Consider the following 24918-nt stretch of genomic DNA (forward strand, 5'->3'; position numbering starts at 1 on the left):
GTGCTACGCCATCAGGTCCGGCGTCGCGGGGCCGGCGGTCGCCGCTCCCGCCGTCGCACCGGCGCTGATCGAGATGAGACGCGGCGTCGTCGTGAAGACGAACTTGCCCTCCGCGAAGTCCACGTGCACGTGGTCTCCGGCACCGAGCTGGCCGTGCAGGATCTGCTCGGACAGCTGGTCCTCGATCTCGCGCTGGATCGCGCGGCGCAGCGGGCGGGCGCCGAGGGCCGGGTCGAACCCGACCTCGATCAGCCGCTCCTTGGCCGACTGCGTCAGCTCCACCGTCATGTCGCGGTCCAGCAGGCGGTCGCCGAGGCGGCCGATGAACAGGTCGACGATCTGGAGCAGCTCGGGCTTCGACAGCTGCGGGAAGACGATGACGTCGTCCACACGGTTGAGGAACTCGGGCTTGAAGTGCTTCTTCAGCTCCTCGTTGACCTTGCCGCGCATGCGGTCGTAGCCGGTGGCGTTCTCGCCCTCGATCTGGAACCCGACGGGACCACCGGCGATGTCACGCGCACCGAGGTTGGTGGTCATGATGATGACGGTGTTCTTGAAGTCGACGACGCGCCCCTGGCCGTCGGTCAGACGACCCTCCTCGAGAATCTGGAGGAGCGAGTTGAAGATGTCGGGGTGAGCCTTCTCGATCTCGTCGAAGAGGACCACGCTGAAGGGCTTCCGGCGGACCTTCTCGGTGAGCTGGCCGCCCTCCTCGAAGCCGACGAACCCGGGAGGGGCGCCGAACAGCCGCGAGACGGTGTGCTTCTCGCCGTACTCCGACATGTCGAGCGAGATCATCGCGTTCTCGTCGTCGAAGAGGAACTCGGCGAGCGCCTTGGCGAGCTCCGTCTTTCCGACACCGGTGGGACCGGCGAAGATGAACGATCCCGAAGGGCGCTTGGGGTCCTTGAGGCCGGCGCGGGTGCGGCGGATGGTCCGCGAGAGGGCCGCGATGGCCTCCTCCTGGCCGATGACGCGCTGGTGCAGCGCCTTCTCCATGAAGACGAGCCGCGAGGACTCCTCCTCGGTCAGCTTGAAGACCGGGATGCCGGTCGCCTGGGCGAGGACCTCGGCGATCAGGCCCTCGTCGACGACACCGGTCGCCTTGACGTCGCCCGACTTCCACTTCTTCTCCAGGCGCAGGCGCTCACCGAGCAGCTGCTTCTCCTCGTCGCGGAGCGACGCGGCCTTCTCGAAGTCCTGGTCCTCGATCGCGGCCTCCTTCGCGGTGCGGACGACGGCGATCTTGTCGTCGAACTCGCGCAGCTCCGGCGGGGCCGAGAGGATCGAGAGGCGCAGGCGGGCGCCGGCCTCGTCGATCAGGTCGATGGCCTTGTCGGGGAGGAAGCGGTCGCTGATGTAGCGGTCCGCGAGGTTGGCGGCCGAGACGATGGCGCCGTCGGTGATGGACACCTTGTGGTGCGCCTCGTAGCGGTCGCGCAGGCCCTTGAGGATGTTGATGGTGTGGGGCAGCGACGGCTCCGCGACCTGGATCGGCTGGAAGCGGCGCTCGAGCGCGGCGTCCTTCTCGAAGTGCTTGCGGTACTCGTCGAGCGTGGTCGCGCCGATGGTCTGCAGCTCGCCGCGGGCGAGCAGCGGCTTGAGGATCGAGGCGGCGTCGATCGCGCCCTCCGCGGCCCCTGCGCCGACGAGGGTGTGGATCTCGTCGATGAAGGTGATGATGTCGCCGCGGGTGCGGATCTCCTTCGTCACCTTCTTGAGGCGCTCCTCGAAGTCACCGCGGTAGCGGGAGCCGGCGATGAGCGAGCCGAGGTCGAGCGTGTAGAGCTGCTTGTCCTTGAGCGTCTCCGGCACGTCGCCGCGCACGATCGCCTGGGCGAGGCCCTCGACGACGGCGGTCTTGCCGACGCCGGGCTCGCCGATCAGGACGGGGTTGTTCTTGGAGCGGCGGGAGAGGATCTGCATGACCCGCTCGATCTCCTTCTCGCGCCCGATGACCGGGTCTAGCTTGTTGTCTCGCGCCGCCTGCGTGAGGTTGCGTCCGAACTGGTCGAGGATCTGCGAGCCGCCCTGAGGCTGCTGCTGCTCACCGCCCACGGCGACCTGCTCCTTGCCCTGGTAGCCCGAGAGGAGCTGGATGACCTGCTGGCGCACCCGGTTGAGGTCGGCGCCCAGCTTGACGAGAACCTGTGCGGCGACGCCCTCGCCCTCGCGGATGAGGCCGAGCAGGATGTGCTCGGTCCCGATGTAGTTGTGGCCGAGCTGCAGCGCTTCGCGCAGGGACAGCTCGAGGACCTTCTTCGCACGCGGCGTGAAGGGGATGTGGCCGGTGGGCTGCTGCTGCCCCTGGCCGATGATGTCCTGGACCTGCTCGCGCACCGCGTCGAGCGAGATGCCGAGGGACTCGAGCGCCTTGGCGGCCACTCCCTCGCCCTCGTGGATCAGGCCGAGCAGGATGTGCTCGGTCCCGATGTAGTTGTGATTGAGCATCTTGGCCTCTTCTTGGGCCAGGACGACGACGCGCCGTGCGCGATCGGTGAATCTCTCGAACATGCTGTCACTCCCTACAGAACCCGCAGGGGTGGGCTCCGATAGCTCGACTGTAACCAGCGCTCCCCCCGGTCGGACCCCCTGTTCGCCCTGGGCGTGAGACGGGTGCCCGAGAGCGGCCGTACGGCGGCACCGACGCCCCGCGACACGTCCGCCTCCCGGCGGATGCGACGGGGTCTCCCGTGCGGGATCGTGACTCAGCGCACTCACCACCGAGAGCCTCGATCACCTGGGGGACCAGCACCACATGACACGACTCGCACCACCCTTCGCCCGCGGCGCCGTCGCCGCCACCGCCGCCGCACTCGGCCTCGCGCTGCTGGCGGCGACGCCCGCCTCGGCCGCCGAGATCGAGGGCGAGGAGATCTTCGAGTACAACGGAGGCGGGATCACCGTCGACGCAGGTCCCGAGTACGCCGGCTACGACGTGTTCGTGCAGTCGCAGATCCCGCGCACCGTCGAGGGCTACGAGGGCGGAGGGGTCTGGAACATCCGCAAGGCGTCGCTCGACGCCGAGGGCACCGCCCGGGTCGTCAACTTCGCCGGACCGACGAACCTCTACTTCTTCAGCCCGAGTGCCGCGCAGCCGGGCCTCGAGCTGCCGGAGCCCGACGCGACGGCGGCCATCTACCGCGGCGGCGAGATCGAGTACGACGTCGATCCCGAGGCCGGCACCGCCGTCGTCGACGGGGCCGTCCCGACGGTTGTGGCGCCCGCGCTGGCCGACCTGCAGACGTACGGCACCCCGCTCACGCTCGCGACCGTCGAGCCGTCGAGCTACACGGTCGACGAGGCGTTCGACCTCACCTTCTCCGAGCTGTACTGGGCGGCGCCCGGCGACCTGGACGGCCAGTCCACCAGCACGGTCGTCTACTCGGAGCCGACCACCATCGGCACCTCGACGATCGCCGGCGGCTCGGTGACCACCACGATCGGCGCCGAGTACACCACCGACCCGCACACGGTCGCGCTGCTGGACGGCTACGGCCGCGTGCTGTCGGCCGCGACGCTCGACGGCGGCGCCGCCGCTCCCGAGGCCGAGCCGACGGCGACCCCGACCGCGACTCCGACGCCGGTGGCCGTGGCCCCGGTCTCGAACAGCGGATCGAAGCCGGGCGCGAAGCCCGGCGCGCACCTGGCGGAGACCGGCGTCGAGGCCGGCTCGATCGCCCTGCTGGCGAGCGGCCTGCTCGCCGCAGGCCTCGGCGGACTCGTCGTGGCGCGCCGTCGCCGCGCGAGAGCCTGACGCACCACCCGGGAGCGGACGGCGAGCGCAGCCGCCCGCCCGCTCCCGGCACGACGAGGCGAGCGCTGCTGGCGGTGCTCGCCTCCTCCGTGCTCCCCGGACTCGGGCACCGGATGCTCGGCCGCCCGCGAGCGGCCGCCGTCCGCGCCGGCCTCGCCGTGCTCGTCGTGCTGGGCATCGCCCTCGGCGCCTGGACCGCGGTCTCCGATCCGGCAGCACTCGTCGGGGCCGCGACCGACACCCACGTCCTGCTGCTGCTCGGCGCGGTCGGCGCGCTGATCGGCCTGTTCTGGATCTCCGGCCCGATCGCCGCCGCCCTGCTCGCCCGGCGCACCGCGGTGCCGCGGGCGGCCCTCGCGCTCGTCACCGTGCTGGCCGTGCTCGCGCCCCTCGGGGCGACGACGTGGTGGGTCTCGACCGTCGCCGCGCAGCACCGCCTGCTGACGGCGGTCTCGGCCTCGGGTCGCGGCCTGGAGCCCGTCGACGGCCGCTACACGATCCTGCTGATGGGCCTCGACGACGACCCCCTGCGCGACCAGGTCCTCCTGCCCGACTCCCTCACCGTCGTCAGCGTCGACGCCGTGACGGGGCGCAGCGTGCTGCTCGGCGTCCCGCGCACCGCCGCCAACTTCCTCTACCCGCCCGGCTCGGCGCTGGCGGCGGCCCTGCCCGAGGGGACCCGCTGCCTGGCCGGCTGCGGCGTGAACCACACCTACCAGTACGGGCTCGAGCACCCGGAGCTCTACCCCGGCAGCGCGGACCCGGGCGCGGACGCCGTGCGGGAGGCGGTCAGCGGCTACACGGGGCTGCCCGTGCAGGCGACGGTGTCGATCCGGATGACCGGCTTCGTCGAGCTCATCGACGCGCTGGGCGGCGTCTCGGTCGTGGTCGGCCGCCCGGTCCTCCAGGCGGGCGTGCCCGACGACGGCAGCGGGCGACCCGTCGAGTACGGTCCGCCGATCGAGGCGGGACTCCAGCACCTCGACGGCAGCGAGGCGCTCTGGTTCGCCCGGTCACGGGTGAACACCTCCGACGCCGACCGGTCCGAGCGGCAGGGCTGCCTCCAGGCCGCGCTGTTCCGCCAGGCCGACCCGCTGACGGTGCTGACCCGCTTCCAGGCGATCGCCCGGGCCGGCGGCGAGAACGTCTCGACGAGTCTCCCGGCCGAGTCGCTGCCTGCCCTCGCCCGGCTCGCCGTCTCGGCCCGCGAGCACCCCCTCCTGCGCGTCGAGCTCGGCCTGCCGCTGACCCTGCCCGAGCAGCCCGACATCGATCTGGTCCACCGGACCGTCGCCGAGGCGATCGCCGGGACCGGCGAGGAGGACGCCGCGACGATCGAGGTGCCGCCGGCGGACGCTCCCCGCGGGGCGCCCGCCGCCGCCGCCCCGGTGGACCCGGACCTGGCGGAGCCCGCATGCAGCGTTCCGTGAGCGGCCGCCGAAAATCCATGCAGAGGCATACACTTCGGGGATGAGCGACCTCGAGAAGCACCCGGAGGAGCACCCGGTGCCCTCCGCCCGCAGCACCGCCGTCGAGGCTCCCGTCGTCGAGGCCCCTGCGGTCGAGATCCTCGAGGCGCGCCTGGTGCCGCTCGGCGGTCCCCGCGCGATCGAGGTGCGCCGCACGCTCCCCCAGCGCTCGCGCTCCACGATCGGCGCCTGGTGCTTCGCGGACCACTACGGTCCGGTGCGCCTCGGCGAGGAGGCGGGAATGGACGTCCCGCCGCACCCGCACACCGGGCTGCAGACGGTCAGCTGGCTCTTCGAGGGCGAGATCGACCACCGCGACAGCGTCGGGAGCCACCAGCTGGTGCGCCCGGGCGAGCTCAACCTGATGACCGCCGGGCGCGGCATCTCGCACTCGGAGGTCTCCACCGGCGCCGAGCCCGTCCTGCACGGTGTGCAGCTCTGGGTCGCGCTGCCCGAGGAGGCGCGCCTGGGCGAGCCGTTCTTCGAGCACCACCGCGGCGTCCGGGTGGAGCTGCCCGGTGCGACGGCGCAGGTCTTCGTCGGCGAGCTGCTCGGCGCCTCCGTGCCCGCGAGCGTGTTCACCCCGCTCGTCGCCGCTCAGCTCGACCTCGAGCCGGGCGCCCGCGTCGAGATCCCGCTCGAGGCGGCGTGGGAGCACGGCGTGCTGGTCGACGCGGGCCCGCTCGAGGTGGACGGCGTCGACGTCCCCCGCTCCGACCTCGCCTATCTCGCGCCGGGCCGCGACGTGCTGGTGCTGACGGCCGGGGACGAGGGCGCCCGGGTCGTCCTGATCGGCGGCGAGCCCTTCCCCGACCAGCTGGTGATGTGGTGGAACTTCGTCGGCCGCAGCCACGACGATGTCGCGGCCGCGCGCGAGCGCTGGCAGAGCGACGTCATCGCGGGCGGCGACGCCGACGGGCCGTTCGGCACGGTCGCGGACTACCCCGGCCGGGCACTGCCGGCGCCGACCCTGCCGACCGTCCGGCTGAAGCCGCGCCGACGCGCCTGAGCGCACCGGCGCCGGGTCAGGAGGTCCGGGTCAGGAGGCCTCGGCCGCCTTCTCCTTCTCCTTCGCCGCGCGCTTCTCCGCGGCCTCGCGGTCGGTCGCCTCGGCGGTCTCGCGGAACGCGCGGCGCGGATCCTGCAGCGCGCTCATCGGCGACAGGTCGCGGCGCGAGACCGCGTCGACGACCCAGCCGGCGATGATGCGCCACTTGCGGTCGAAGGTCGGCATGGCCGCCCCGTGGTACGCCCGGTGCGCGAGCCAGGCGGGCAGCCCGCGCAGCTTCACGCCCTTGATGAGGCCCGCGCCCTTGCCGATCCCGTACTCGGCGACCGTGCCGACGGACACGTGGCGGTACTCCTCGACCGGGCCGCCGGTGATGTCGGCGATGATGTTGCGCGCCAGCAGCTTGGCCTGACGGACGGCGTTCTGGGCGTTCGGCGGGTAGTACGCGGGCTGCTTCGCGGCGGTCAGGTCGGGCACCTGCGCGCCGTCGCCGGCCGCCCAGGCCGAGCCGACGGGCTCGCCGTCCTCGGTGATCACCCGGAGGCGCGCGTCGGCCATCACGTGGCCCTTCGGCCCGCGCGGCGCATCGGTCGCGTCGAGGATCGGGTTGGGCTTCACGCCCGCGGTCCAGACGATCGTCGCGGCGGGGATCCGCTCGCCGCTGGAGAGCTCGACCACGCCGTCCTCGCAGGAGGGCATCGTCGTCTTCAGGTGCACGTGCACGCCGCGCTCGCGGAGGTGGTCGAGCGTCCAGACCGAGAGCTCCGGGCCGACCTCGGGCGCGACCCGGTCGAGCGCCTCGACGAGGTGCCAGGTGACGTCGCCCATCGAGAGCGACGGCTGCGCGGCGAGGGTGCGGCGGCTGAGGTCGAGCAGCTCGCTGAGCGCCTCGACCCCGGTGTAGCCGCCGCCGACGAAGACGAAGGTGAGCAGGCGCCGGCGCTCGGTCGGATCGGTGGTCAGCGCGGCCCTCGCGATGTTCTCGATGACGCGGTCGCGCAGGTGCGCCGCCTCCTCGACCGTCTTGAAGCCGATGGCGTGCTCGGCGAGACCGGGCGTCGGGAAGGTGCGGGTCACCGCGCCGAGCGCGAAGACGACGTGGTCGAAGGGCAGCGTGCGGCTGGTGCCGTCCATCGCCGCGACGGTGGCCGAGCGCTCGGCCAGGCTGACGCCGGTGATCGCGCCGCGGACGATCCGGGTGCGCTTCAGCGCCTGCACCAGCGGGACCGTGACGTGGCTCGGCTGGACGTGCCCGCCGGCCACCTCGGGGAGGAGCGGCTGGTAGGTCATGTAGGGGTTCGGCTCGACGACGGTGACGTCGATCGGCGTCGCTCCGCGGAGCTTCTCGAGGCCCCAGGCCGTGTAGAGGCCGACGTAGCCGCCGCCGAGGATGAGGATGCGCGTCGTTCTGCTCGCCGCCATGACGTTCCCTTCTAGAGTGCCGGCCCGGGAGGACCGACGGCCCACCGTGCTGAGGACGATCCGACGCTACGCCGGGCGCCTCGGACAGCACAGGGCCTTGCGCGAGTCGCCGTCACCCGCAAGCGACGAGGGTGGGCGAGGACGGGCGGCACAGCGGCCGAGGGCCGGCTCAGCCCGCGGCGAGGTCCTCCCCGTTCAGACGGCGCCGGTACTCGCTCGGGGACAGCCCCGTCTCGGTCGCGATCGCGCGCCGCAGCCGCTCCGGCGACGAGAAGCCGGAGCGGCGGGCGATGTCGCTGAGCGGGAGGATGCTCGACTCCGGCGTGCCGACCAGACGCAGGGCGTTCTCGGTGCGGACGTCGGAGATGAGCCGGCGCAGGGTCGAGCCGCGCTCGTCGGCCACCGCGCGCTGGAGCGTCCGCAGGCTGACCCGGCAGCGCCGCGCCACCGTGCTCGGGTCGAGCGTCGGGTCACTGTAGTCGGCCTGGATCACCTGCAGGGCGGCCTCGACCATGTCGTGCAGACCGAGGCGCTCGCGCGAGCCCTCCTCCCGCTCCGAGCCGAGCAGCCGGGCGAGGCGCAGGACGGTGCCCTCGAGGTACTCGGCCTGCACCGGGTTCTCGGGGTCGAGCTCGGCGAGGAACGCCCGCAGCATCGTCCGCGCGGTGGCCGTCGTCGAGGTGGCGGGGATGAGCCGGACCGGGTCGGTGCGGCGGCGCTCCGAGACGCCGTTGTCGGCGCAGAGCACGAGGAAGCGGGCCGGGCGCGAGGTGCGGACGACGACCGGATCCTCCGAGGAGAGGGCGAGCCCGCCCTCCTCGACCTCGAGCAGGCCGGACGTCGTGTCGACGACGAGGACGCCGTCCATCGGCAGAATGAAGACCGAGGACCCGTCGACCGCGCTCGTTCCGGGCCAGCGGACGGCGAACGCCGTCGAGACGACGTGGATCACGCGGACGCGCTCGGTCGCGGCGATGGCGAGGTCCATCCGGAAGCCGGCCGACGCCGGGACGGAGACGTCGACCGTGCGGCGCAGCGCCGAGGCGCCCGCTGAGCCCCGGAGCCGCACGGCGCGCGCTCCGGCGCTCAGCGGGACGCAGAGCGGATTCAGATGTGAGGGACGAGGGATCACGAGGGCGACTCCGATCGAAGAGGAGCGGACGTCGAGGAACGTTCGCCTTCGGAGCGTAACAAGAAGTGAGAGAGTCTCGCCATTCCTGAGCGAAGCTCGATCGACCCCTATTGGAGGGCCGAGGTGAGCCGCGCCAGATTGTCGAGGATCGTCGAGCGCAGCGGCTGCTGGCGCCACTCGCGCAGCGTCAGCTCGCGGGAGTGCTCCCGGTAGTCCTGCTGCACCTCGCGCAGGTCCTCGACGAAGTCGGCGCCGCGCACCATCAGCGACACCTCCAGGTTGAGCGTGAAGGAGCGCATGTCCATGTTGCTCGAGCCGATCACGGCGACGTCGTCGTCGATGGTGAAGTGCTTCGCGTGCAGGATGGTGGGCTTCCGGTACATCCAGATCCGCACGCCCGCGGTGAGCAGCGTCTCGTAGTAGGAGCGCTGAGCGTGGTAGACGACGGCCTGGTCGCCGATCTCGGAGACGAAGAGCTCGACGTGCACCCCGCGGCGGGTCGCGGTCGTGATCGCGTAGAGCATCGCCTCGTCGGGGACGAAGTAGGGGCTCGTGATGATGATCGACTTCTGGGCCGAGTAGAGCAGCGCGAGGAAGAGCCGGAGGTTGTTCTCGCCGTCGAAGCCCGGACCGCTCGGCACCACCTGGCAGTCGATGGTGTCGCGCTGCTGCAGCGCCTCCATCGGCTCGGACTCGCGCAGGAGCAGCTCGTCCGTCTCGCTGTACCAGTCGGTGATGAAGATGGCGTTGATGCCCTGCACCACCGGGCCCTCGAGGCGCACCATCAGGTCGTGCCAGTGCAGGCCGCGGCGGATGTTGCCGCGCTTGTTGTAGCTGGAGTCGACGACGTTCTGCGAGCCCATGAACGCCGCGTTGCCGTCCACGATCAGCAGCTTGCGGTGGTTGCGGAGGTCCGGGCGCTGGTACTGGCCGAGCCACGGGCGCACCGGGAGCATGTACGACCAGCGCGCGCCGGCCCGCTCCAGCGCCCTCAGGCGGCGGTGCGTCCCGGTGTAGTAGCCGGGGACGCGGATCGACGCGATGTGGTCCAGCAGGATCCGCACCGTCACGCCGCGGGCGACGGCGCGGTCGAGCGCGTCGAAGAACGGGGCCGTCGTCGCGTCGGCGGCGAGGATGTAGAACTCGCAGTGCACGTAGCGGCGGGCGCGGTCGATCTCGTCGGCCATCGCGCGGATGGTCTGCTCGTAGCCGCCCTGCAGGCGGGCGTCGTTGCCGCCGACGAGGGGCATCGCGCCGAGGTTGCGGTTGAGGGTGACGACGGATTCGAGCCAGAGCGGCCAGGGGTGGTCGCGGGCGACCCGGTCGATGCCCTCGGTCGACTCCAGGATGAAGCGGTTGATCTCCTCCTGCTTGCGCCGGCGCTTGCGCGGGAGCCGGTAGCTGCCGATGAAGAGGAAGAGCAGGATGCCGACGTAGGGGATCAGGAAGATCGCCATCAGCCAGGCGAGGCCGGTGGTCGGGCGGCGGTTGCGCGGGACGACGATGACCGCGATCACGCGGACGACGAGCTCCACGACGATCGCGCCGACCGCGAGGACCAGCGACCAGTCGGGAGTGTTCACGCCGGGCTCTACGCCGCGTCGCGCGGGGGCAGACCTCGGCGGGCCCGCTCCTGCGCCTCGATGCGGTCGTAGGCGCGGCGCTCGTTGCGGTCCGAGCGGATCAGCGCGCGCATGATGAACCAGAAGAGGAGGCCGACGGTGACGGTCGGCACGAGTGCCCACAGTCCTTGATTCCACAGCTCCCAGTCCATGGGGGCGATCCTACCGGGCCCGGCCGGGAGCGGGCCCGGAGCGGCCGCTCAGCGAACGGGGCCGGCCGGATCGCTCCCCCGGCCGCCCGGCGCGGCTCAGCTGCTCTCGATCGACCGGTTGAGGGCCGACGCGTCGGCGTTCAGCCCCTCGAGCTCGGTGCGCAGGCCGTCGTAGACCGCGATGTCCGCGTCGATCGCGGCCCGGGTGGCGTCGATCGCCTCGCCCCGCGCGAGCAGGTCGGCCCGCTCGGCGTCGAAGGCGGCGTCCGAGGCGAAGTCGCCGCTGTCCGCCCGGACGTTGAAGGAGTCGATCTCGGCGTTCAGCGCGTCGTACTCGGCGTTGTTGGCGTCGATGCGCGCGGTGAGGTCCGCGTACATCGCGTCGATGCGGGCGACCAGCTCGGTGATGCGGTCCTCGAGGTCGGTGAAGACCGCCTCGTACTGGGCGTTCAGGCCGACCACGATCGAGCGGTCGGCGAAGTACTCGGCGTAGTGCGCCTCGAGCGCGGGCGGCAGGTCGGCGACCTCGGTGCCGAGGATCGAGTGCAGCTCGTTGACGCGCTCACCGAGGCCACCGGTGCGGTAGAGCTCCAGGCGCTCGGCGATCGGGCCGTCCTGCGGCAGGGCGGCGTAGGCCGCCTCGAGCTGCGCGCCGACCTCGGCCTGCTCGGCGGCGTCCATCCGGACCCACGCGGCGTGCAGCATCTCGTGCGCGGCGGTCACGTCGCGGATCCCGTCGAGGTCGGGGTTCTCGACGTCGGAGATGTAGATGTCGCTGCCGGTGTAGCAGCCGAGCACGATCTCGTCCGAGGCGCCGTAGCCGCAGAGCGCGTTGAAGCCGGCCGTCGGCTCGACCGAGGGGTTCGAGGCGTAGTAGAGGGCGCGGCCGCGGGTGGACATCGCGGTGCGGTCCGCGAAACCGGTGATCGTGCCGTCGGGGGTGAACGACTCCGCCGCCCGCTGATCCGCCAGCGCACGGCCGACATCGGCGGAGTCGACGAGCACCGAGCCGGCGACCGCCGCGCCCACGCCGAACTGCGCGAGGGTGAGGACGCCGGCGACGACCGTCGCGACGATGCTGGATGCCCTGACCACGCCTCGAACCTACTTGACCAGCGGGAAGAGGATGGTCTCGCGGATCCCGAGACCGGTGACGGCCATCAGCAGCCGGTCGATGCCCATGCCCATGCCGCCGGTCGGGGGCATGCCGTGCTCGAGCGCGCGGAGGAAGTCCTCGTCGAGGCGCATCGCCTCGTCGTCGCCGGCCGCGGCCTGGAGCGCCTGCTCGACGAAGCGCTCGCGCTGGACGACCGGGTCGATCAGCTCGGAGTAGCCGGTGGCGAGCTCGAAGCCGCGGACGTAGAGGTCCCACTTCTCGACGACGCCCGGGACACTGCGGTGCGCGCGCACCAGCGGCGAGGTGTCGACGGGGAAGTCCATCACGAAGGTGGGCCGGACGAGACCGCCCTTGACGAAGTGCTCCCAGAGCTCCTCGACGTACTTGCCGTGGGTGGGCACGTGCACCTCGACGCCCTCGCGCGCGGCGAGCGTCTCGAGCTCGACCAGCGGGGTCTGCGGGGTGATCGCGATGCCGGCGGCCAGCGAGAGGCTCTCGTACATCGAGATGCGGTCCCACTCGCCGCCGAGGTCGTACTCGGTGCCGTCGGCCCAGGTGACCACGTGCGAGCCGGCGACGGCGAGCGCCGCGTTCTGGATCAGCTCCTGAGTGAGGTCGGCGATGGTCGAGTAGTCGCCGTAGGCCTGGTAAGCCTCGAGCATCGCGAACTCGGGCGAGTGCGTCGAGTCGGCGCCCTCGTTGCGGAAGTTGCGGTTGATCTCGAAGACGCGCTCGATGCCGCCGACGACGGCGCGCTTGAGGTAGAGCTCGGGCGCGATGCGCAGGTAGAGCTCGGTGTCGAAGGCGTTCGAGTGCGTGGCGAAGGGGCGGGCCGAGGCGCCGCCGTGCATCACCTGGAGCATCGGGGTCTCGACCTCGAGGAAGCCGTGGTCGACGAAGGTCTTCCGGAGCGACGCGTTCACGGTCGAGCGGGCGATCACGGTCTCGCGGGCCTGCGGGCGCACGATCAGGTCGAGGTAGCGCTGGCGCATCCGCGTCTCGTCGCCGAGCTCGTTGTGCAGGTTCGGCAGCGGGAGGATCGCCTTGGCCGCGATGCTCCACTCCGACACCCAGACGGAGAGCTCGCCGCGCTTGCTGGACAGCACCTCGCCGGCGACGAAGAGATGGTCGCCCAGGTCGACGAGCTCCTTCCAGCTCGCCAGAGACTCCTCGCCGACGTCGCCGAGCGAGACCATCGCCTGAATCCGCGAGCCGTCACCGGCCTGCAGCGTCGCGAAGCAGAGCTTGCCGGTGTTGCGCTGGAAGACGACGCGGCCGGCCAGGCCGACTCGCTCGCCGGTCTTGACGTCCGGCTCGATGCCCTCGTGGCGCGCGCGGACGGCCGCGATGGTGTCGGTGACCGCGACGGACACCGGGTAGGCGCCGCCGCCGAGGTCGTCGCCGGCCAGCTCGATCAGGCGCTCGCGCTTGGCCAGGCGGACGGCCTTCTGCTCGGAGGCCTCCTCGGGCGTGGGCTCGGACGGGGGCACGGGGGCGCCGGGAGTGTCGACCATGTCAGAACGCGGGTGCTTTCGGTTGGAGGCGGCGGGCGCGATCAGGCGAGCAGGATCGGGCCGTTGTCGAGGAGCCGGGTGGAGCCGACGACCGCGGCGACGAGCACGAGGGCCGGGCCGCGGTGGTCGTCGTCGACCGGCAGGAGCGTCGCCGGGTTCGCGACGACGAGGTAGTCCAGCTTAACCAGCGGCTCGCCCATCGAGGCGGACTGCGCGGCGGCGATCACGGCGTCGATGCCGCGGTCGGCGGCGGAGGCGGCGGCCTCGAGCAGCAGCGGGATCGTCCGGGCGGCCCGGCGCTCGCGGGCGTCGAGGTAGCGGTTGCGGCTGGAGAGCGCGAGGCCGTCCTCCTCGCGGACCGTCGCCACGCCCTCGATCGCGACGGGCAGGTCGAGGTCGCGCACCATCCGGCGGACGAGGAAGAGCTGCTGCGCGTCCTTCTGGCCGAACATCGCGACGTCGGGCTGCACGATGTGCAGGAGCTTCGAGACGACGGTCAGCATGCCGTCGAAGTGGCCGGGGCGCGAGCGGCCCTCGTAGAGCGAGCCCACCTTCCCGGCGACGACGCGGGTGGAGGAGGGGCCGTCCGGGTACATCTCGGCGACGCTCGGCGCGAAGACGTGGGCGACACCGCGCTCCTCGAGCAGCGCGACGTCGGCCGCGAGGTCGCGCGGGTAGCGGTCGAGGTCCTCGTTCGGGCCGAACTGCAGCGGATTGACGAAGATCGAGACGACGACGACGTCCGCGACCTCCCGCGCCCGGTCGACGAGCGCGAGGTGCCCGTCGTGCAGCGCGCCCATGGTCGGCACGAGGGCGATCCGCGCCCCGCCGCGCCGCGCCTCCTGCAGGGTCCCGCGGAGCTCGCCGATGCGTTCGATGGTGCTGATCACCCGAGAACCCTACCGGCGAGGCGGAGTCCGGTGATCGAGTGGCCCGCGCCGCGGGCGCCCCACTTGCTGATCGAGTAGCCCGCGCAGCGGGCGTATCGAGATCCGCCGGCACGGGAGGGCGGGGTCAGCCGGCCGCGCGGCGGAGGGCGTCGTCGACGGAGGAGCGGACGAGGCTGGAGAGGAAGAAGCCGGGCTTGTCGACGCCGATGCCGGCGAGGAGGCCGGCAGCCTGCTCGACGATGGCGGTCGAGAAGGTGGTCGCGGTGGAGACGGCCTCGGCGTAGGCGGGGCGGTCCGCCTCCGCGACGGTCACCGGCTCGCCGCCCATCTCGACGACCAGGGCCTGGGCGATCGGCAGCACGGGGCCGGGCGCGGTCACGGCGAAGTAGGTCTCGGCGAGGCGCGCCAGGTCGAGGCTGGTGCCGGTGAACGTCATCGCCGGGTGCACCGCGAGCGGGATGACGCCCGACGCCAGGGCGGGCGCGAGCACGCCGAAGCCGTGCTCCGCCGCGGTGTGCAGCACGAGCTGCCCGGGCTGCCAGGCCCCGGTCGCGGCGAGGCCCGCCACGAGGGCCGCGATCTCGGCGCCGGGGACGGCGATGATCACCAGCTCGCTCCGCTCGACGAGATCGGGGATCGCGAGCACCGGCGCTCCCGGCAGCAGCGCGTCCACGCGCTCGCGACCGGCGTCGCTCGTCGTGGCGACGCCGACCACGGCGTGCCCGGCGTTGGCGAGCGCGGCACCGAGCACCGGGCCGACGGGTCCGGCGCCGATGATCCCGACGCCGAGGCGTCCGTCGCGGCGGGCGTCAGGCATACGGGTCCCCCTCGGGTGCGGCCCACGCGTCGCGGGGCGTCGGAGCGGCGGCGGCGCGCCGCCCCCAGTGGTGGCTGGCGTCGCGCTCGGCCGCGGCGGTCCCGGCGCGGCCCACGCTCTCGAAGAAGGCGATTCCGTCGCTGACGCTCATCACCGGCACCAGCGGCGTGACCGGGCCGGCGACCGTGTGCACGCGCGCCGAGGCCAGCCCGAGCATCCGCTGCAGCGGCCCCTGCTGCACACCGACGCTCTGCATCCGCGCGAGCGGGACGACCGTGACGCGGCGCCAGACGGCTCCGCTGCGCAGGACCACGACGTCCTCCGCCAGCCGGAAGCCGGTGCGCCGCCAGGAGAACGGCCGGAGGAGCATCGCCGAGCGGGGCGCGCTCGTGAAGCCGGGAGCGTCCCGGCGGCGCAGCGCGTCGCCGACCGGGGTCGCCTCGGCGCCCTCGTCGTCGCCGGGCAGCAGCAGCGCGAGCACGCGCTCGACGGCGGCGAGGTCGCCGACCGGGAGGATCGTGGTGTTCGGCTCGCCGTTCGCACCGCGCGACGCCGCGTGGCCGGCCCGGTCGATCTTCACCTGCCACCAGCCGAACGGCCGCCAGAGCAGCGGCTGGGTGATCTCCACCGCGTGGATCCGGCCGGGCGGCAGGGTGTCGCTGCTGGTCGAGAGCACCCCGTAGCCGACCCGCACGCCGTCCGGCGTCGCGGCGATCGAGTAGCGCAGCGAGCGGACGAACTGGCGGATGTAGTAGCTGCCGGAGCCGATCAGGCCGGGCAGGATCGCGATCAGCACGTAGGGCGAGCCGTAGACGGAGGTGAGGACGACGGCGACGATCGTCACGATCAGGAAGACGGTGAAGCCGCTGAACACCAACGAGCCGAGCAGCCGGCCCGGCGGGATCGAGACGACCGACTCGGGCGGCGCCTCCTCCGGCTGCTCGCCGAACTCCTCGATCCGGCGCGCGAGGAAGCCGCCGGCCGGTGCCTCCCCCGCGACCGCCTCCCGCTCGCGCACCCCGGAGGCCAGCCGGAGGATGTCGCGGCGCAGCGCGTCGACCAGCCGCGAGCCGAGGTAGGAGAGCTGCACGTTCGCGTCCTGCCCGGCGACGCTCACCTCGAGCTTGGCCGCGCCGAAGAGCCGGGCGAAGAGCGGGCGCTGCACGGCGATGCCCTGGATGCGGTCGAGCCGCGCGCGCCGGTTGGTGCGGAACAGCACCCCCGAGCGCACCTCGACGATCTCGTCGGTGATGCGGAAGGTGTGCATCCGCCAGGACAGCCAGAAGGCGAACACGGCGACGGCGAGACCGGCCGCCACGGCGAGCAGCGCCCAGCCGATCAGCCCGCGGTCGATCAAGGCGTCGACCGGGTCGCCGCTCTCGTAATCGCCGGGGCCGGGGAGGAAGAGCTCGAGCAGGCGCTCGCGGAGGTTGGTGATCAGGATGCCGAGGACCACCAGCAGGCCGATCCCGCCCTTGAGCACGGGTGTCGCGGGGTGCAGGCGGTGCCACTCGCCGTCGGCGAGGTCGGTCTCGATGCCGCGGACGGCCGCAGGAGCCTCGCTCACAGGCCGGCCCGGCGCGACTCCGCCAGTTCGACGAGCCGATCGCGCAGCTCCTCGGCGTCGCCGTCGACGAGCCCGGGGATGCTGACACCGGTCGCCGCGGCGGCCGTCACGAAGCGCAGGTCGGCCAGGCCGAGGGCGCGGGCGAGCGGTCCGCGGTTGACGTCGATCAGCTGCATGCGGCCGTAGGGCACCGAGACGAAGCGCTGGAACATGATGCCGCGGCGGAAGAGCAGGTCGTCCTCGCGCAGCCGGTAGCCGTACGCGCGGGCGCGTCGAGGCGCCACGATCAGGAGCGTGACGGCGAGGATCGCCGCCGCGACGACGAGGATCCACGCCCAGTCGACGCCGATCAGGAGAAGGAAGGTCGGCACGGCGAGGAGCACCACGCTGGAGACGACGGCCGAGACGACCTCGACGGCCACGTACTTCGGCGACACACGCCGCCACGGACCGGCCAGGTCGAGGCGGCCACCGGTCGCGCGCTCGGGACCGACGGAGTCGAGCCCGACACCCTCCGGCTGGACCGCGTCACGCCCCGGCCGAACCGCGTCCGGCTTCTGCTGAATCGCATCGTTCACGGGCCGGACCGACTCGCGCTCTTGCTCGAGCGCCGCCTCGCGGCTCCGCGCCTCACGCCGGCTCAGCGGCTTCGGGCTCAGCGGTTCCGGGCTCAGCGGCTCCGGAGCGGCCGCGGGGGTCGCCTCCTGGTCGTCGGCCATGATGACGTCCTCCCTGCCTGCGTCCGAGCGGGCGTCGGCGTCAGGCGTGGTTCACCTCGCCGACAGCGGGGTCGTCGTCGTCGGTCGGCGGGATGGTGCACAGGTGCTCGGCGACCAGACCGGCCACCAGCAGGACGATCGCGCCGACGATGGCGGCCACGTCCTGCCACACGGAGCCTAGCGAAGGCACCACGGGCCGGCTCAGCAGGTAGACGAGCACCCCGCCGGAGGCCCCGAGCAGCAGGGCGCCGACGAGACTCGACGCCTTCGCCAGCACGACGACGCGCATCGCGCGGAACGGGTCGATGGGGCGGCGGAGCGTCCCCTTGGTCGCGCGGTGGATCGGGATCGCGAAGCCGATCACCAGCGCCGCGACCACCACGAGCGTGAGCGGGACGGTGAGCGGCGGGATCAGCACCGGGCGCCCCGCGGAGGCGATGGCCAGGTCGATCAGGAAGCCGGCGACGGCGCCGACGAGTGCCAGGCCGAGCAGGGAGCTGATGCGGGTGCGCTTCACGGAGTGCTGCTCTCGGGGTCGGTGCGGCCGGGGGCGGAGGCGGTCTCGGAGGTTCGCGGGCGCCGCCACGCTATCGCCTCGGGCCGGTCGGTCACCCGGTCCGTCGCGCGGGCGCGCAGCTCGGCGACCGGGCCGCGCCCCGCCAGGACGGCGTGTGGCTCCACGTCGAGCCACGGCTCGAGCACGAAGGCGCGCTCACCGGCACGCGGGTGCGGGAGGGTGAGGTGCGGGTCGTCACGGACGACGCCGCCGACCGCGATCAGGTCGATGTCGAGCGTGCGGTCGCCCCAGCGCTCCTCGCCGTCGCCGCGGATCCGGCCGCCCGCGCGCTCGATCGAGGCCGTCGCGGCGAGCAGGTCGTCGGGCTCGAGCGTCGTCGAGCCGATCACGACCGCGTTGAAGTAGGCGGGCGCGGCCTCGTCGGCGCCGTCGAGCTTCCAGGCCGGCGACTCGACCACCTTCGACACCCCGTCCAGGCGGAGCCCGGGCGTCGTCGCGAGCGCGCGGACGGCGGCCTCCAGGTGCGCGAGCCGGTCGCCCAGGTTGCTGCCGAGTGCGAGGACGACCCGACGCTCGGGCAGCAGTCGCTGCTGCCGCGGCCTCACGGGCGGACCCGGGTGATCTGCACCGCGACGTCGTCGAACGGCAGCGGGATGGGCGCGTCGGGCTTGTGCACGGTGATCCGCACCACCTCGGCGGCGGCGAAGCTCAGCGCGACCGCGGCCAGGCGCTCCGCGACGGTCTCGATCAGGTCGACCGGGTCGCGGGTGACGGCGTCGGCGAGGGCGATCGCCAGCTCGCCGTAGTGCACCGTCTCGGCCAGCGCGTCGCCGCTCGCCGCGGGGGCGAGATCGAGCCAGACCGTGGCGTCGATGACGAAGTCCTGGCCGTTCTCGCGCTCGAAGTCGAAGACCCCGTGGTGCGCGCGCACCCGCAGACCCGTGAGGGTGATCGAGTCGCGCAGCGCGAGCGCGGCGGCGTCGAGGGCCGGCGGCGTCGCGGCGGAGCGGGCGGGGTCGGTCACGGGAGCTCCTCCTGGAGGCGGGCGCCGAGCGCGAGGGCGCGGGCGCTCGAGCGGACGTCGTGCACCCGGACGCCCCAGGCGCCGCGGTCGACGGCGGCGAGGCTCAGCAGCGCCGTCACGTCGTCGCGCTCCGCCGCGGTCGAGCCGGCCGGAGCGAAGGGGGCGAGGAAGCGCTTGCGGGAGTGGCCGACCAGCACGGGCAGGCCCAGCGAGACGATCGCGTCGAGGTGCGCGAGCAGCGCCCAGTCGTGGCCGCCGTCCTTCGCGAAGCCGAGTCCGGGATCGAGGATCAGGTGCTCGTCGCGGATGCCCGCCGCACGGGCGGCGTCCACGCGGCGCTCCAGCTCGGAGCGCACCTCGGCGACCACGTCGGCGTAGGAGGCGAGCTCCGTCATGCCGGCGCTGTGACCGCGCCAGTGCATGGCGATGTAGACCGCGCCGCGCTCGGCGACGAGCGGGAGCATCGCCGGGTCGGCGAGTCCGCCGGAGACGTCGTTGACGACGACCGCGCCCGCGTCCAGAGCGGCCTCCGCGGTCGCGGCGCTCATGGTGTCGATGCTGACCCGGACGCCCTCGGCCGCGAGCGCGCGGACCACCGGCAGCACGCGCCCCTGCTCGGCCGCGGCGTCGACGCGCGCGGCGCCGGGGCGGGTCGACTCCCCGCCGACATCGACGAGGTCGGCGCCGAAGGACGCCGGGCCGTCGCCGGAGGAGCGGGTCATCGTGAGTCCGTGCTCGACCGCGTCGTCGACGGACAGCCAGCGACCGCCGTCGCTGAAGGAGTCGGGGGTGACGTTGAGGATCCCGAGGAGCGCGGCGCGATGGCCGGGCGCGAGATCGGTGACGGCGAGGCCCACGTCAGGCCTCCCGGGCGGCGCCGATCAGCGCGATGATCTCGGCGCGCGCGGCGGGGTCGGCGAGGGTGCCGCGGGCGGCGACGGTGACGGTCGAGCTGGCCCTCTGGCGCGCGCCGCGCAGCCGGACGCAGCCGTGCTCGGCGTCGACGACGACCAGGACGCCCTCGGGCGAGAGACCGGCGTCGAGGACGTCCGCGATCTGCTCGGTCAGCCGCTCCTGCAGCTGCGGCCTGGACGCGACTGTCTCGACGACCCGCGGGAGCTTGCCGAGGCCGACGACGCGCTCGCCCGCGCGGTAGGCGATGTGCGCGACGCCGGCGAACGGCAGCAGGTGGTGCTCGCAGACGGAGCGGAAGGCCAGGTCGCGGACGACGACCGTCTGGGTCGCCGGCGGCTGCTCCCCCTCCTCGACGACCGCGAAGGTCTCGGCGAGGTGCGAGGCCGGGTCGAGGTCGAACTCGCCGAAGAACTCCTCGTAGGAGTCGGCGAAGCGCTGCGGGGTCGTCGAGAGCCCCTCGCGGCCCGGGTCCTCCCCGATGGCCGCGAGGAGCTCGGCGACGGCGGCCTCGATGCGCGCCCTGTCGACCGGCACGGTGCTGCTACGCCGTCGTCGGGCGCGGGTTGATCAGCGGCGGCCGCTGCGGGGCGGCGGGCTCGGAGCTCTCCGAGACGACCGCGCCGTCGGTGGCGCCGGCGTCGATCGGCGCCTTGGCCGGCGGCATCGCGATCGGCGGGAGGTCGGAGAGCGGGCGCTTGTCGCTCGAGAGCCACTGCGGGCGCTCGTCGATCTTGCGGACGTCCTTGAAGATCTCGGCCAGCTGGTCGTGGTCGAGGGTCTCCTTCTCGAGGAGGTCGGCGGCGAGGCGGTCGAGGATGTCGCGGTTGGCGTTGATGACCTGCCAGGCCTCGTCGTGCGCCTGCTCGATCAGCTGCCGCGTCTCGAGGTCGACGCGCTCGGCGACCTGCTCGGAGTAGTCGCGCTGGTGGCCCATGTCGCGGCCGAGGAACATCTCACCCGAGGAGGAGCCGAGCTTCACGGCGCCCACGTTCGAGGACATGCCGAACTCGGTGACCATCTTGCGGGCGATCGAGGTCGCCTTCTCGATGTCGTTCGAGGCGCCGGTGGTCGGGTCGTGGAAGACGATCTCCTCCGCGACGCGGCCGCCCATCGCGTAGGCGAGCTGGTCGAGCAGCTCGTTGCGGGTGGTCGAGTACTTGTCCTCGAGCGGCAGGACCATCGTGTAGCCGAGGGCTCGGCCGCGCGGGAGGATCGTGACCTTCGTGACCGGGTCGGTGTGGCGCATCGCCGCGGCGGCCAGGGCGTGGCCGCCCTCGTGGTACGCCGTGATCAGCTTCTCCTTGTCGCGCATGACGCGGGTGCGGCGCTGCGGACCGGCGATGACGCGGTCGATCGCCTCGTCGAGCGCGCGGTTGTCGATCAGCTGCGCGTTGGAGCGGGCCGTGAGCAGCGCGGCCTCGTTGAGGACGTTAGCGAGGTCGGCGCCGGTGAAGCCCGGGGTCTTGCGGGCGACGACCTCGAGGTCGACACCGCCGGCCAGCGGCTTGCCACGGCCGTGCACCTCGAGGATCTTCTTGCGGCCGAGCATGTCGGGGGCGTCGACGCCGATCTGGCGGTCGAAGCGGCCCGGGCGCAGCAGCGCGGGGTCGAGGATGTCGGGGCGGTTGGTCGCCGCGATCAGGATGACGTTGGTCTTGACGTCGAAGCCGTCCATCTCGACCAGGAGCTGGTTGAGGGTCTGCTCGCGCTCGTCGTGGCCGCCGCCCATGCCGGCGCCGCGGTGGCGGCCGACGGCGTCGATCTCGTCGACGAAGATGATGGCCGGCGAGTTCTCCTTGGCCTGCTGGAACAGGTCGCGGACGCGGCTCGCGCCGACGCCGACGAACATCTCGACGAAGTCGGAGCCGGAGATCGAGTAGAAGGGGACGCCCGCCTCACCCGCGACGGCGCGGGCCAGCAGGGTCTTGCCGGTGCCGGGAGGGCCGTAGAGCAGGACGCCCTTCGGGATGCGCGCGCCGACGGCCTGGAACTTGGCGGGCTCCTTGAGGAACTCCTTGATCTCGTGCAGCTCCTCGATCGCCTCGTCGGCGCCGGCGACGTCGCCGAACGTGACCTTGGGCGACTCCTTCGAGACGAGCTTCGCTTTCGACTTGCCGAACTGCATGACGCGGTTGCCGCCGCCCTGCATGCCCGAGAGCATCAGCCAGAAGAACGCTCCGATCAGGAGGATCGGGAGGAGGAAGCCGAGAGCGGAGAGGAACCAGTTGGTCTGCGGGACCTCGTCGTCGTAGCCGTCGGACGGAGCGGCGGTGGTGACCGCGTCCACGACCTCGGCGCCGCGCGGTGCCACGTAGTAGAACTGCACCTGCTTGCCGTTGTCGCCGTCGTCCTGCGCGAGGGTCAGGTCGACGCGCTGCTCGCCGTCGACGATCTTCGCGGAATCGACCTTGCCGTCGGAGAGGAGCTGGAGCCCCTCCTGCGTGCTGATCTGCCGGAAGCCCGACATCGTGATCAGCGAGGAGCCGATCCAGACCGCCACGATCGCGAGGACGACGTAGAGAATGGGACCCCGGAAGATGCGCTTGACGTTCATGAATGTTGCGGGCGCAGGCCCGGCACCTTTCTGACGAGGAAATGTGAGTGTCAGGCTACCTCCCGCTCTCTGAGCGCGCGCCACGCGTTCGCCCTGGGCGGAGGAAGCGCGGGCTGGGCGCTCGGCCCCCTCTCCATGCTGATCGAGCAGCCCGCGCAGCGGGCGTATCGAGATCCACCAGCGCCAGAAGCCGGGGCTGCAGACCCGCCCTGCTGACGACAGCGGGTCTCGATACGCCCCTGCGGGGCTACTCGACCAGCATGAGGCGTGCGCGGTCGCCCGTGCTGGGCCGCTCGGGTCACGCCGTCTCGAGCAGGGGCTCCGGGTCGCGCAGCGCCGGCGTCAGGCCGCGGCGGCGGCGGGCGGCGGCCAGCACGGTGACGGCGAGGGCGCCGAGCAGCCACAGCGAGAGCACCAGCACGGCGTTCGCGACGCCGATGCTGCCGCCCGCGATCAGGGAGCGGAACGCCTCGACCGTGTAGGTCAGCGGCAGCACCCCGTGCACGGCCTGGAAGAAGGCGGGCGCCGTCTCGATCGGGTAGGTGCCGCCGGCCGAGGAGAGCTGGAGCACGATCAGCAGCAGCGCGAGGAAGCGGCCGGGCGCGTCGAGCAGGGCGATCAGCGCCTGGTTGATCGCGACGAAGGTCAGGCTGGTGAGGACCGCGATCCCCATCAGCGCCGGGAGCTGCGCCATCTCGACGCCGACGCCGAAGCGGATCACCAGCGCGGCGAGCACGCCCTGCGCCGCCGCCATCAGCGCGCCGGGCAGGTAGCTGCGCAGCGCGATCACCCAGGCGGGCCGGCGGGCGGCGAGCAGGCGCTCGCTCAGCGGCGCGCTCATCAGGTAGAAGGCGAGGGCGCCGACCCAGAGCGCGAGGGCCATGAAGTACGGCGCGAGTCCGGAGCCGTACTCGGGCACGCGGTTCAGGCGCTCGGTGTCGAGAGCGACGGGGGCCGCGGCGACGGCGCTGAGCGCGTCCGCCTGGTCCGCCGTGTAGGACGGGACGTCGGCGGCCCCGTCGGCCAGCTTCCCGGACAGCGTCTCGGAACCGGAGGCGAGGGAGTCGACCCCCGAGGCGAGGCTGCTTGCGCCGGTCGCGGCGTCCGCGCTGCCCTGCGCGGCGGAGTCGGCACCGGTGGCGAGGGCGTCGGAGCCGGAGGCGAGCGAGGCGGTGCCCGAGGCGAGCGCGCCGGCCCCGCTCGCGGCGGAGTCGAGGCCGGTCGTCAGCGGGCCGACGCTGCCGGCGAGGGAGCCGGTGCCGGCGGCGACCTGCGCTGCTCCGGAGTCGAGGGAGGCGGCGCCGGTCGCGAGGGACTGCGCCCCGGTGCTGAGCGACTGCGCGCCGGAGTCGGCGGAGGCGGCTCCGGAGGCGAGCGACTGCACGCCGGTCGTGAGGTCGGCGGCTCCCGAGGACACGGAGGCGGCGCCCGCGACGAGCGCGGTCAGCCCGCCCGAGGAGTCGCCGACGAGCGCCGAGGACCCGGCGGCGAGGGTCTGCGCGCCCTGGTCCGCGGCGGTCGCTCCGGCCGAGACTCCGGCGGCTCCCGACTCGAGCTGCGTGAGGAGGGCGAGGCGCTCGGTGTCGGTGAGGGTGCCGTAGCCCGCGATCAGCGACCGGAGGCCGGTGTCGACCGTCGCCGCTCCGGTGGCCAGGGCGGGAGTGCTCGCGGCCAGCGCCGCCGAGCCGTCGCGCAGCGTCCCGGCACCGGCGAGCGCCGCCGTCGCGCCGTCGGAGACGGAGGAGGCGCCCTCGGCGAGGGACTGCGCGCCGGTCGCGGCTGTCGCCGCTCCGGAGGACAGAGCGGCGGTGCCGTCCGCGAGGGTCGCCGCTCCGGTCGCCAGGTCCGCGGCTCCACCGTCGAGGGTCGAAGCCCCCGCGGCGACCGACTGCGCTCCGGTGTTCAGCGCGGCGGCGGACGACGGCAGCGCGGCCGTCCCGTCGGCGAGCTGCTGAAGCCCGGAGGAGAGGGTCGCCGCTCCGTCCGCAGCGGAGTCGGCCCCGTTGCGGAGCGAGTCCGCCCCGGTGGCGAGCTGCGCGGTGCCGTCCTGCAGCTGCTCGAGGCCGACGACGAGCTCGTCCGAGCCGCTCGACGCGGTGGCCGCGCCGTCGGCGAGCTGCGTCGCGCCGTCGGCGGCCTGCTCGAGGCTGTCGTGCACGTCCGTGAAGCCGACGTAGACGTTCTTCAGGTACTCCGCACCGACCTGCTTCTCGAGGGTCTGGGTCACCGTGCTGCCGATCGTCGCGGCGATGTTGCCGACGATCAGGTTGGCGCCGTCGTTCGTCGCGATCGACAGCCGGGCCGCGGTCGCGGCCGACGGGTCGTCCCCGCCGACGGAGGCGACGTCGGCCGAGAAGCCGGCCGGCACGGTCAGCACCGCGTAGACGGCGCCGGAGGCGAGCTCGCTCGCGGCCTCGTCGGCGTCGGTCCGCGTCCAGTCGAAGTTCGAGGCGGAGGTGCTCGTCGTCAGCTCGTCGGTCAGCGCGTCGCCGAGCGCCAGGGCCGAGCCGTCGGCGGCGGTCGCGCCGGTGTCCTCGTTCACGATCGCCGCGGGGACCGAGTCGAGGTGGTGGGTGGGGTCGAGGTTGGCCGAGGTCAGCAGTCCCGCGTAGATCAGCGGGATGAGCGCGATCGCGGAGAAGACGACGACGAGGCGCGGGGAGACGGAGCGCAGACGGTGGAGGAGCCGGGGTGAGCGGCGGGCGGCGGAGGCGGGCATGG

General features: G+C 73.1%; 21 protein-coding genes. 3 read left to right on the top strand and 18 right to left on the bottom strand.

What is annotated here, in order from left to right; all coding sequences use genetic code 11:
* Positions 1-3 precede the first annotated feature (3 nt).
* Entirely contained in the window at positions 4-2514 is a 2511-nt protein-coding gene (locus tag EDF22_RS14395; protein WP_123446787.1) for an ATP-dependent Clp protease ATP-binding subunit, read from the bottom strand.
* A 244-nt stretch (positions 2515-2758) separates the two neighbouring features.
* On the opposite strand from EDF22_RS14395, the gene EDF22_RS14400 reads away from it, so the two are divergent.
* From EDF22_RS14400 to EDF22_RS14410, 3 genes are all read left to right on the top strand, one after another.
* Entirely contained in the window at positions 2759-3757 is a 999-nt protein-coding gene (locus tag EDF22_RS14400; protein ID WP_123705514.1) for an LPXTG cell wall anchor domain-containing protein, read from the top strand.
* A 74-nt stretch (positions 3758-3831) separates the two neighbouring features.
* Complete coding sequence (locus EDF22_RS14405; RefSeq protein WP_123705515.1) at positions 3832-5187, top strand: LCP family protein; 1356 nt, start codon at positions 3832-3834, stop codon at positions 5185-5187.
* Between the two features lie 40 nt (positions 5188-5227).
* A complete protein-coding gene (locus EDF22_RS14410) occupies positions 5228-6235 on the top strand; it encodes a pirin family protein (protein WP_123705516.1) in 1008 nt (335 codons plus the stop codon).
* 30 nt (positions 6236-6265) lie between these two features.
* On the opposite strand, the gene EDF22_RS14415 is transcribed toward EDF22_RS14410, so the two are convergent.
* The 17 genes from EDF22_RS14415 to EDF22_RS14495 all read right to left on the bottom strand — a co-directional run bounded on the left by EDF22_RS14415 (position 6266) and on the right by EDF22_RS14495 (position 24916).
* A complete protein-coding gene (locus tag EDF22_RS14415; RefSeq protein ID WP_123705517.1) occupies positions 6266-7657 on the bottom strand; it encodes an NAD(P)/FAD-dependent oxidoreductase in 1392 nt (463 codons plus the stop codon).
* 169 nt (positions 7658-7826) lie between these two features.
* On the bottom strand, positions 7827-8789 hold the full coding sequence (locus tag EDF22_RS14420) for an AraC family transcriptional regulator (RefSeq protein ID WP_148059201.1): 963 nt from the start codon (positions 8787-8789) through the stop codon (positions 7827-7829).
* Positions 8790-8896: 107 nt separating this feature from the next.
* The gene (cls, locus tag EDF22_RS14425; RefSeq protein ID WP_123705519.1) at positions 8897-10372 is read right to left on the bottom strand and encodes a cardiolipin synthase; all 1476 of its coding nucleotides are present in this window, start codon (positions 10370-10372) and stop codon (positions 8897-8899) included.
* Positions 10373-10380: 8 nt separating this feature from the next.
* On the bottom strand, positions 10381-10563 hold the full coding sequence (locus EDF22_RS14430; protein ID WP_123705520.1) for a hypothetical protein: 183 nt from the start codon (positions 10561-10563) through the stop codon (positions 10381-10383).
* A 96-nt stretch (positions 10564-10659) separates the two neighbouring features.
* Positions 10660-11658 (bottom strand): hypothetical protein, encoded by a 999-nt coding sequence (locus tag EDF22_RS14435; RefSeq protein WP_123705521.1) that lies wholly within the window; start codon positions 11656-11658, stop codon positions 10660-10662.
* 9 nt (positions 11659-11667) lie between these two features.
* Positions 11668-13194 (bottom strand): lysine--tRNA ligase, encoded by a 1527-nt coding sequence (gene lysS, locus EDF22_RS14440; RefSeq protein WP_123705522.1) that lies wholly within the window; start codon positions 13192-13194, stop codon positions 11668-11670.
* 41 nt (positions 13195-13235) lie between these two features.
* The gene (gene panC, locus EDF22_RS14445) at positions 13236-14084 is read right to left on the bottom strand and encodes a pantoate--beta-alanine ligase (protein WP_123705523.1); all 849 of its coding nucleotides are present in this window, start codon (positions 14082-14084) and stop codon (positions 13236-13238) included.
* 124 nt (positions 14085-14208) lie between these two features.
* Complete coding sequence (locus EDF22_RS14450; RefSeq protein WP_123705524.1) at positions 14209-14901, bottom strand: Rossmann-like and DUF2520 domain-containing protein; 693 nt, start codon at positions 14899-14901, stop codon at positions 14209-14211.
* Positions 14894-16468: a PH domain-containing protein gene (locus tag EDF22_RS14455; RefSeq protein ID WP_123705525.1), complete on the bottom strand. Its 1575-nt coding sequence runs from the start codon at positions 16466-16468 to the stop codon at positions 14894-14896. Before EDF22_RS14455 ends, EDF22_RS14450 begins: the two co-directional genes overlap by 8 nt.
* Positions 16465-16926 carry a PH domain-containing protein gene (locus EDF22_RS21485; protein WP_127888575.1) on the bottom strand — a complete coding sequence of 154 codons (462 nt, stop codon included), beginning with the start codon at positions 16924-16926 and terminating at the stop codon, positions 16465-16467. The genes EDF22_RS14455 and EDF22_RS21485 overlap by 4 nt, the downstream gene beginning before the upstream one ends.
* 301 nt (positions 16927-17227) lie before the next feature.
* On the bottom strand, positions 17228-17704 hold the full coding sequence (locus EDF22_RS14465) for a DUF3180 domain-containing protein (protein ID WP_123446799.1): 477 nt from the start codon (positions 17702-17704) through the stop codon (positions 17228-17230).
* A complete protein-coding gene (gene folK / locus EDF22_RS14470) occupies positions 17701-18309 on the bottom strand; it encodes a 2-amino-4-hydroxy-6-hydroxymethyldihydropteridine diphosphokinase (protein WP_123705527.1) in 609 nt (202 codons plus the stop codon). Before folK ends, EDF22_RS14465 begins: the two co-directional genes overlap by 4 nt.
* A complete protein-coding gene (folB, locus tag EDF22_RS14475; RefSeq protein WP_185020188.1) occupies positions 18306-18728 on the bottom strand; it encodes a dihydroneopterin aldolase in 423 nt (140 codons plus the stop codon). Before folB ends, folK begins: the two co-directional genes overlap by 4 nt.
* Positions 18725-19585: a dihydropteroate synthase gene (gene folP, locus EDF22_RS14480; RefSeq protein ID WP_123705528.1), complete on the bottom strand. Its 861-nt coding sequence runs from the start codon at positions 19583-19585 to the stop codon at positions 18725-18727. The genes folB and folP overlap by 4 nt, the downstream gene beginning before the upstream one ends.
* A gap of 1 nt (position 19586) precedes the next feature.
* Entirely contained in the window at positions 19587-20177 is a 591-nt protein-coding gene (gene folE / locus EDF22_RS14485; RefSeq protein ID WP_123446802.1) for a GTP cyclohydrolase I, read from the bottom strand.
* A gap of 7 nt (positions 20178-20184) precedes the next feature.
* The gene (ftsH, locus tag EDF22_RS14490; RefSeq protein WP_123705529.1) at positions 20185-22197 is read right to left on the bottom strand and encodes an ATP-dependent zinc metalloprotease FtsH; all 2013 of its coding nucleotides are present in this window, start codon (positions 22195-22197) and stop codon (positions 20185-20187) included.
* A gap of 298 nt (positions 22198-22495) precedes the next feature.
* Entirely contained in the window at positions 22496-24916 is a 2421-nt protein-coding gene (locus tag EDF22_RS14495; RefSeq protein WP_123705530.1) for a YhgE/Pip domain-containing protein, read from the bottom strand.
* Between the last annotated feature and the right edge of the window lie 2 nt (positions 24917-24918).

This window comes from Rathayibacter sp. PhB127, assembly GCF_003751665.1.
In the GTDB taxonomy this organism is placed as follows: domain Bacteria; phylum Actinomycetota; class Actinomycetes; order Actinomycetales; family Microbacteriaceae; genus Rathayibacter; species Rathayibacter festucae.

Bases quoted from the DNA above. Each gene is read 5' to 3' on its own strand.
- lysS (WP_123705522.1), bottom strand. From the start codon at position 13,194: ATGGTCGACACTCCCGGCGCCCCCGTGCCCCCGTCCGAGCCCACGCCC.
- EDF22_RS14410 (WP_123705516.1), top strand. From the start codon at position 5,228: ATGAGCGACCTCGAGAAGCACCCGGAGGAGCACCCGGTGCCCTCCGCC.
- EDF22_RS14495 (WP_123705530.1), bottom strand. From the start codon at position 24,916: ATGCCCGCCTCCGCCGCCCGCCGCTCACCCCGGCTCCTCCACCGTCTG.
- EDF22_RS14450 (WP_123705524.1), bottom strand. From the start codon at position 14,901: ATGCCTGACGCCCGCCGCGACGGACGCCTCGGCGTCGGGATCATCGGC.
- ftsH (WP_123705529.1), bottom strand. From the start codon at position 22,197: ATGAACGTCAAGCGCATCTTCCGGGGTCCCATTCTCTACGTCGTCCTC.
- EDF22_RS14400 (WP_123705514.1), top strand. From the start codon at position 2,759: ATGACACGACTCGCACCACCCTTCGCCCGCGGCGCCGTCGCCGCCACC.
- EDF22_RS14395 (WP_123446787.1), bottom strand. From the start codon at position 2,514: ATGTTCGAGAGATTCACCGATCGCGCACGGCGCGTCGTCGTCCTGGCC.
- EDF22_RS14415 (WP_123705517.1), bottom strand. From the start codon at position 7,657: ATGGCGGCGAGCAGAACGACGCGCATCCTCATCCTCGGCGGCGGCTAC.
- EDF22_RS14430 (WP_123705520.1), bottom strand. From the start codon at position 10,563: ATGGACTGGGAGCTGTGGAATCAAGGACTGTGGGCACTCGTGCCGACC.